General features: G+C 40.5%; 5 protein-coding genes. 3 read left to right on the top strand and 2 right to left on the bottom strand.

The features are described from left to right. The 3 genes from VB714_RS26340 to VB714_RS26330 form a co-directional block, all read left to right on the top strand. Positions 1-696: hypothetical protein (locus tag VB714_RS26340; RefSeq protein WP_323228236.1), on the top strand; the 696-nt coding region annotated here is incomplete at its 5' end. 1 nt (position 697) lies between these two features. Next, entirely contained in the window at positions 698-3,514 is a 2,817-nt protein-coding gene (locus tag VB714_RS26335) for a hypothetical protein (RefSeq protein ID WP_323228234.1), read from the top strand. A gap of 233 nt (positions 3,515-3,747) precedes the next feature. Further along, positions 3,748-4,119, top strand: coding sequence for a diacylglycerol kinase (locus VB714_RS26330; RefSeq protein WP_323228233.1), 372 nt, complete (start codon positions 3,748-3,750; stop codon positions 4,117-4,119). An 18-nt stretch (positions 4,120-4,137) separates the two neighbouring features. On the opposite strand, the gene VB714_RS26325 is transcribed toward VB714_RS26330, so the two are convergent. Further along, on the bottom strand, positions 4,138-5,439 hold the full coding sequence (locus VB714_RS26325; RefSeq protein WP_323228230.1) for a homoserine dehydrogenase: 1,302 nt from the start codon (positions 5,437-5,439) through the stop codon (positions 4,138-4,140). Positions 5,440-5,641: 202 nt separating this feature from the next. Further along, a complete protein-coding gene (locus VB714_RS26320) occupies positions 5,642-6,928 on the bottom strand; it encodes a glutamyl-tRNA reductase (protein ID WP_323228229.1) in 1,287 nt (428 codons plus the stop codon). Between the last annotated feature and the right edge of the window lie 135 nt (positions 6,929-7,063).

The following is a 7,063-nucleotide window of genomic DNA, read 5'->3' as shown; positions in this document are numbered from 1 at the left end:
CTCGAATCTCTTGAATCTGATCGAATTATTTCAAGAGATAGTAATCGAGATGTTTATTATTTTGGTCACGATCTACTGAAAGATTGGGTACTTTATAGAATTCTTAAGCAAAATCAGGAAGATTTAACATCTTATCTTTTTGAGATTAGGCAACCATTAGGTTTATATAGAAGTATTCGGTTATTAGGGATTGCTTTGCTAGAAGAGAACGAATCCCCCAATCTTTGGATTGACTTAATCCGACAAGTTGAGCAACAAACAGAGCTTTCTGGACGATGGGAACAGGCTTTACTTGCTGCTCCAATTAATTCTCCTCGTTCGATTGAATTATTAGAAAAAGTAGAATCGTTTTTATTTAGTGAAAATGCTAAGTATCTTATTAAGTTGATGATTATCCTGAGAACAATAGAAGTAGAGCCAAACTTTTCATATTTGAATGCCCTAGAAAAAACAAATTATTCAAGTAGTGAGCGAATGAATATTTTACTCCGAGATCCAATTCCTCGCTGGAAAATATGGCAACCTTTTATGAAATGGATTTTACCAAGGCTCACAACCTTACCTAAAAATGCTAGAACAGAAGCAATAAGATTGATGGAAATGTGGCAATTAAAAATATCTATTGGCTCAATCTATCGTCAAGAAATTGCAGAAATTGCTTTCAGTTGGTTACAAGAAAAGAAAGGAGGTTTTTAAAATGGCTAAATCAGAAAGTAATCAAATGCGCTTACAACGAATTGTTCTTAATTCAACCGATATTTTACCAGAGCACGTAATTGAGTATCTTGACCAAATTGCAAATTCTAACGATCGCGATCGCCAGATGGATATCCTTAAGGAAAATTTTCGTCCTCTTTGTGAGTTTATTCCCAAAGAATTTGTAGATTTTGCACTGGAAATCTCGATCGACAAACCTGTTAAAAGACACGAACCTCCCGAATTTAGCGATCGAGAACGAAAAGAATTGGCAGAACAACTAACAATAGATGAAAACGAAGTAGATTTATTTTTTAGTGAAATAGTTGTTGAAGATGAAGAAGAAGAAGAGTTTCCAAACGATTGGGGAATTCAATATAACTCAAAATTTTTCCCTCCTGCTCACGTTCAGCCTCCTTTTTTCTATCTCCTCAATATACAGGAAGATGAAGGACTGCGATTAATAACAACTCTAGCTAATACAGCAGTTGAAAAATGGCGAAAGCGAGAGTTACACCCCAATACAGGTCATGGAACTAGAACTCCTTTACCGATAAAAATTAAATGGCATTCAAAGATTCTTGAATTTTGGGGTGATGCAGATGTGTATCGGTGGTATAGAGCGACTAGCGTTGGCCCAAATTTGGTTCTGTCTGCACTAATGGCGCTAGAATATTGGATGGAGCAACAAATTGAAGAAGGGAGAGATGCAGAAGAATTATTTGAAAAAATCATCTTAAACAATCAATGTGTTGCTATTTTGGGAATCTGTATTAGTTTAACTCTTGCATATCCAAAGAAATGTTTAAAAGCTGCATTACCAATAATTAGTTCTCCTGCTGTTTGGCATATAGATATAGAGCGTTATATTCACGACCAAACAAGCTCTCATAAGTTTTTTGGAGATGAAAATGATTGGATATCCAAAATGATTGATGAGCGCAATCAAAAAATACAGCGATCGCGAGAAATTCGTTATCTTGCTTTCCATTATTTATTTTCCGGTAATGATGAGCTTCGGATCGCATTTGAAGAGAATATTGTCAATTTTACCAATAATCTACCCTTTCGCTACCAAGAAGACCGAAAAAATCCTGCGATCGTTACAGAACTTCAAGAAAGAATGAAAAATTATCAGATATTTGGTAGACGAGAAAATTATCACTTGGGTCAATTTGGAGAAGAGCAGATTCCTTTTGTTAAAATACCGGAAGAAATTCGAGAAAGTAATGAGCTAAAACTAGCTCCAATTAATCAATATAATCAATATATAAGAATTGTGATGTGGTCACAAAAAACTATAGAAGAACGAAAAATTAATGGAGAAATTACTCGAGAGCAAGCAGTTAAAGAAGCAAAAATAATGCAAACATCTAATGATTTTACTGGCTTATATAATAATTTCAATCAATTTGAGATGCTTCGACATTCAGCGATCGCTGGTGTTGCGACGGCGATTTTAGTATTAGATTTTGAGTGGGTAGAAACAGAAAACTTAGTGATATGGAGTCGTGATATTTTATTGGCAGCAGCACGTTTACCTTGGCATAGAGATGAATATCAACTATTTCCATTTGATTTCAAAGCATATGTAGGGCAAGGATTAAGTATACTTTTGGCACATAATATTGAAGATATTGAGATTCGAGAGGAGCTTTTAAACCTCATTTGTGATGCTCATCACCAGACAACTCAAGCAATCTTTCGGAGTCTTCGTGAAATCTGGAAGAACAATAAATTATTTTGTTGGAATGCTCTGTGTTTAGGACTTTCATTATGTTGTATTCCTCAAACCTTTTTATTATCGATAGAAGACAATAATACTCAAATATCTGAATGGATAGATGGTTTGAGATCTAAGTCTCTCAACAATATTGATGCAAAGATTTTTCCTCAATTACCTAAAATTTCTCTTCATAGAGAACAAGGAGAACAAGTTATTTTTGCGTTCGATTTAGCAGAGTGTATTCTCTGTAATTTACCATTATCACAACTAACAAAAAATTCTCAGAATAAAGACCAAATTCTTGTATTAATTGATGAATTAATGGTGCATACAATTCAGCATAATGTATCTTCTGCAAGAGATTCTTATAAAACCACCAATTTTCTAGGTTTCAATCGATGGGATCGTTTTTTCATCCAATGGACTGCTAAATTAGCACAATATATTAGTCTAGATGAAATACATCAACACCTATTAACGCCTATTCAGGAAAATTTTGTAAATGCACCGCATCTAACAGCTAGCTTTTTAAATGGGTATATTAGTTATCATATTGCTTATTATGAAGGAGTAAAACAAGATTCACAAATCATTTGGAACGAAATCTGTAATTGGGTACTCGAAAATAGCGAAATTCAACAATTGGCAAAATCTAAAACTATGACCTTGGATTTTGGAGATATTTTACAACTTATTTTATTCTCTCGAGATGGTAAAGCGCGTATAAAAAAAGACTGGACTTATATTAATCTTTTCGTCGAGCTTATAGATAAGTGGGTTAGAGTTGTGGGGCATAACCCTTCAGCTTATAGTCACCTTGTTGCCATGCTCGATCGCTTAGGATGGGAGTTTGTTCCCGATCCTGCGCTGAAATGGTTAACTGATTGTGTAAATTCTAGTGCTTATAATCTATTAACTGAGCGTAGTAATGGTGAACAAACAGCAAGATTGCTCAATCGAATGTGGAATGAAAAAGAAAGAGAAATTCGTATTAACCAAGTTAATTTACAACAATTTTCTAATCTTATAGATCGATTAGTTGAAATAGGAATTCCTTTAGCTAGTACGCTTCAAACAAAATTAGAAACTTGAGAAGATCGTGTTAACATATCTGAATTCTATCCTTAAGACGGATACTTTTCTGCCAAAATCTAAAAAACATCAATGATTTTTTGAACAATGCCGAGAGATTTTCGCGATCGCCAACCCAAAAACCTGATGAATCAGCCGAAATAACTCTCTTTCGCCACACAAAGACAGCAGATCTGTTATGCGAGTCAGTACAATCGAGATAATCCTCTTTATCCTGCCTTTACACCCCAGCTATGTCTAATCGATTTCGTTCGTCAGGCTACCATCCCATCCGGAAAATTAAAGTAATCTTGTCGGGTCTTCATATTGCAGTAGCTACCGACTTCAGCGTTGCTTACAAAGTGATTTTATCAGTCCCTGTTTTAGGAATCGCTTTCTTTTTACGGCAATGGGTAGACTTTAGCTTACTATTGTTAGCGATGGGGTTAATGTTGATTTCCGAGCTATTTAACAGCGCAATCGAGGTTTTGTGCGATTTTGTGGAGCCTAATTATAACGATCGCATCCGAGTCATTAAAGATATTGCCGCAGCAGCCGCAGGTCTCAGCATCATAGTCTGGGCAACACTTTTAATTATCGAGAGTATCCGTCTTTTGCACATATAAAAGCCCATACTCTATCCATTAAAACACCCGTAAAATACTGGCTACCTTAATATCATCCACAGACTCGAATTGATGAATAGCATCGATCGCCCGATGGAAATTGCCCTCCCGCACATCATGAGTTACCACCACAACCTCCGCGCGATCGCCTTGAAAGCCAATCTGCACCAGAGATTCCAAACTAACCCCATTATTGCCAAAACAAGTCCCCAAATGCCCCAAAACCCCTGGGCGATCGCCGCACAAAAACCGGGCGTAAAATTTGGTTTCTAACTCCTCAATCGGGGTAACTGTGGCATAATCTTGATGGAAACAGCCATAAAGGGGATGAGCGCCTTTACTCACATCAATACTCTTTAACAACGCCACAATATTGAGAATATCTGCAACTACCGCACTCGCCGTCGCCCCTTTCCCCGCACCTGGGCCATAAAACATCACCTCTCCCAAGGGATCCCCTTCAACGAAAATGGCGTTATATACCCCATTTACGCTGGCGAGAGGGTGCTTATAAGGGACGAGAGTAGGACCCACCCGCACTTGCAAACTGTCGCGAGTATGGCTGTCCTTTTGGGCGATCGCCAGCAATTTAATGGCAAATCCCAGGCGATCGGCATAGGTAATATCAGTGGTGTTAATTTGACGAATGCCCTCCCGTTCGATATCCTCGTAGTGAATGCGATCGCCAAAGGCCAAAGAAGCCAAAATCGAAATTTTATCCGCAGCATCAAAACCGTCTACATCTGCCGTAGGATCGGCTTCCGCATAGCCCAACTGTTGCGCTTCTGCGAGAACATCCGCAAAATCTCGCCCCGCTTCCTTCATCTGGGTCAAAATATAATTGGTCGTCCCATTAATGATGCCCGTAACGCGCTGAATGCGGTTAGCACCCAAGGATTGTTTTAAGGGCTGTAAAATCGGTATTCCGCCCCCCACCGCCGCTTCCAGGAGAATGTATACCCCCGCCTTATTCGCCGCCGTATAAATCTCATCCCCATGACGGGCAATTACCGCCTTATTTGCCGTTACCACGTGCTTACCCGAGGCGATCGCCTTGAGGATCAGCGATCGCGCCGGTTCGATCCCCCCGATTAATTCCACCACAATATCAACTTCAGGATCATCTATAATACCCTCAACATCCGTCGTCACAATCTCTGGCGGTAGCGCGATCGCCCGAGGTTTATCCAAGGAACGAACTCCCACCCGGTGAATTTCCACCTCCCCCAGTAAAGCACTGCGTCCGGCTGGATTCAACAAAATTTCCGCCGTTCCTGTCCCTACGGTTCCTAAACCCAATAACCCGATCTTAAAAGCCACGATCTTTATTTCTCTAACATTTTCCTTCACTCTAGTTAATTTGTTGCTAAAAAACAACATCCCGAGTTTTTCGGGAGGTGTTTGATTGGCAAAGACTCTAACTAATTCCTTAGCAAGCTAAGGAAGAAGGTCGCCAAGAAGGTCTCGAGGAATTAATTCAGCGTTTTCGGAAAACCTTTGAAGACAGCGATCGCCTGTAAGATTAACTATACTGTTCTCCCGTGTCGAGATTAAATAACAGATGCAAGGATTGAATGGCGCGGCGGCGTGCCTCGATATCCTGTTGGGCGCGGAGTTGTACCATCGGATCGTGGAGAATTTTATTAACAATGCCTCGGGTGAGTGCCTCGATGGTTTCTTGGTGCTTATCGGCAAATTCTGTACCTAAGCGAGAGAGGGCTTTTTCTAATTCTTGTTCCCGAATATCTTCGATTTTCTGACGCAGGCAATTAATAGTGGGAATGGTTTCTAGCGATCGCCGCCAAACTTCATAAGCCACGACTTCTTCTTCCAGTAATTTTTCCGCTTCCTGTGCCATTTTACGGCGTTGGGCGGTATTCTGGGCAACGACGGCTTTGAGGTCATCAACGTTATAAAGTTGAATCTGGGTCAATTCTTTGACATCTGCGCGAACGTTGAGGGGGACGGAGATATCAACAAGCATTAACGACTGCTCTGGGGGGAGATGCGCTGTTAATTTGGCGCGGTCTAAAATGGGTTCTGTGGCTCCGGTGCTGGTAAAAACAATATCAGAATCGGCGATCGCGTCCATCATTTCCTCTAAGGGACGCAAGTTCAGGTTTGCCTCGGGGAATTTTTGGGAGAGTGCCTGCGATCGCTTCTGCGATCGGTTGACAATAGTGATATTTTCTGCTTTTTTCGAGAGCAAATGTTTGACCAGCAATTGTGCCATTTTCCCCGCCCCAACGATGGTAATGCGCTTGGTGGAGAGGTCTTCTGCCTTAATTTTCGCCAATTCTACCGCCGCAGAGGAGATAGAGACGGCACCGGTGCCAATATTGGTTTCGCTGCGAACTCGTTTTCCCGCCGCGATCGCCTGTTTAAAGAGACGATCTAACAATCTTCCCAAGCCTTTATACTTTTGGGCGAGTTTATGGGTAGTTTTCACTTGTGCCAAAATCTGTCCTTCTCCCAAAACCAAACTATCTAACCCTCCTGCAACCCACATCAGATGGCGCATTGCATCCTCGTGAAGGAGGACAAAGAGATGGCGGCGTAAATGGAAGAGAGAAATTTTGCTAATTTCCGCGAGAAACTGGGTCACTTCAATCACCCCAGGTTCGCTTTCCGTGGTAATAAAATAGATTTCTAAACGATTACAGGTGCTGAGAATGGCAACTTCTTCGATGTGGGGATAAGTTTTAATATGGGCGATCGCTTCTTCAAGTTGAGCTTCGGGAATACTGACTTTTTCGCGAATCTCAACGGGGGCTGTTTTGTGACTCAAGCCGACAACTGCAATATTCATCGAAAAAATGGGTAGAAACCCCGTCCTTATAGGACGGCTTTATATTAGTTTCGCTACCGCCTTGGAGTTGTTTAATTAGGGTGCTTTTGTATTGCACTTTTAACAGGACAATTACTGTATCTAATTAAACAACCC

The sequence above is a fragment of the Spirulina sp. 06S082 genome (assembly GCF_034932145.1).
GTDB lineage: Bacteria > Cyanobacteriota > Cyanobacteriia > Cyanobacteriales > Spirulinaceae > CCY15215.
Note: the sequence above shows the minus strand (reverse complement) of the source record. Positions and strands in the feature narration are given on the sequence as shown.

Excerpts from the sequence above, each read along its gene's own strand:
- VB714_RS26335 (WP_323228234.1), top strand. The coding sequence starts at position 698 with ATGGCTAAATCAGAAAGTAATCAAATGCGCTTACAACGAATTGTTCTT.
- VB714_RS26330 (WP_323228233.1), top strand. The coding sequence starts at position 3,748 with ATGTCTAATCGATTTCGTTCGTCAGGCTACCATCCCATCCGGAAAATT.
- VB714_RS26320 (WP_323228229.1), bottom strand. The coding sequence starts at position 6,928 with ATGAATATTGCAGTTGTCGGCTTGAGTCACAAAACAGCCCCCGTTGAG.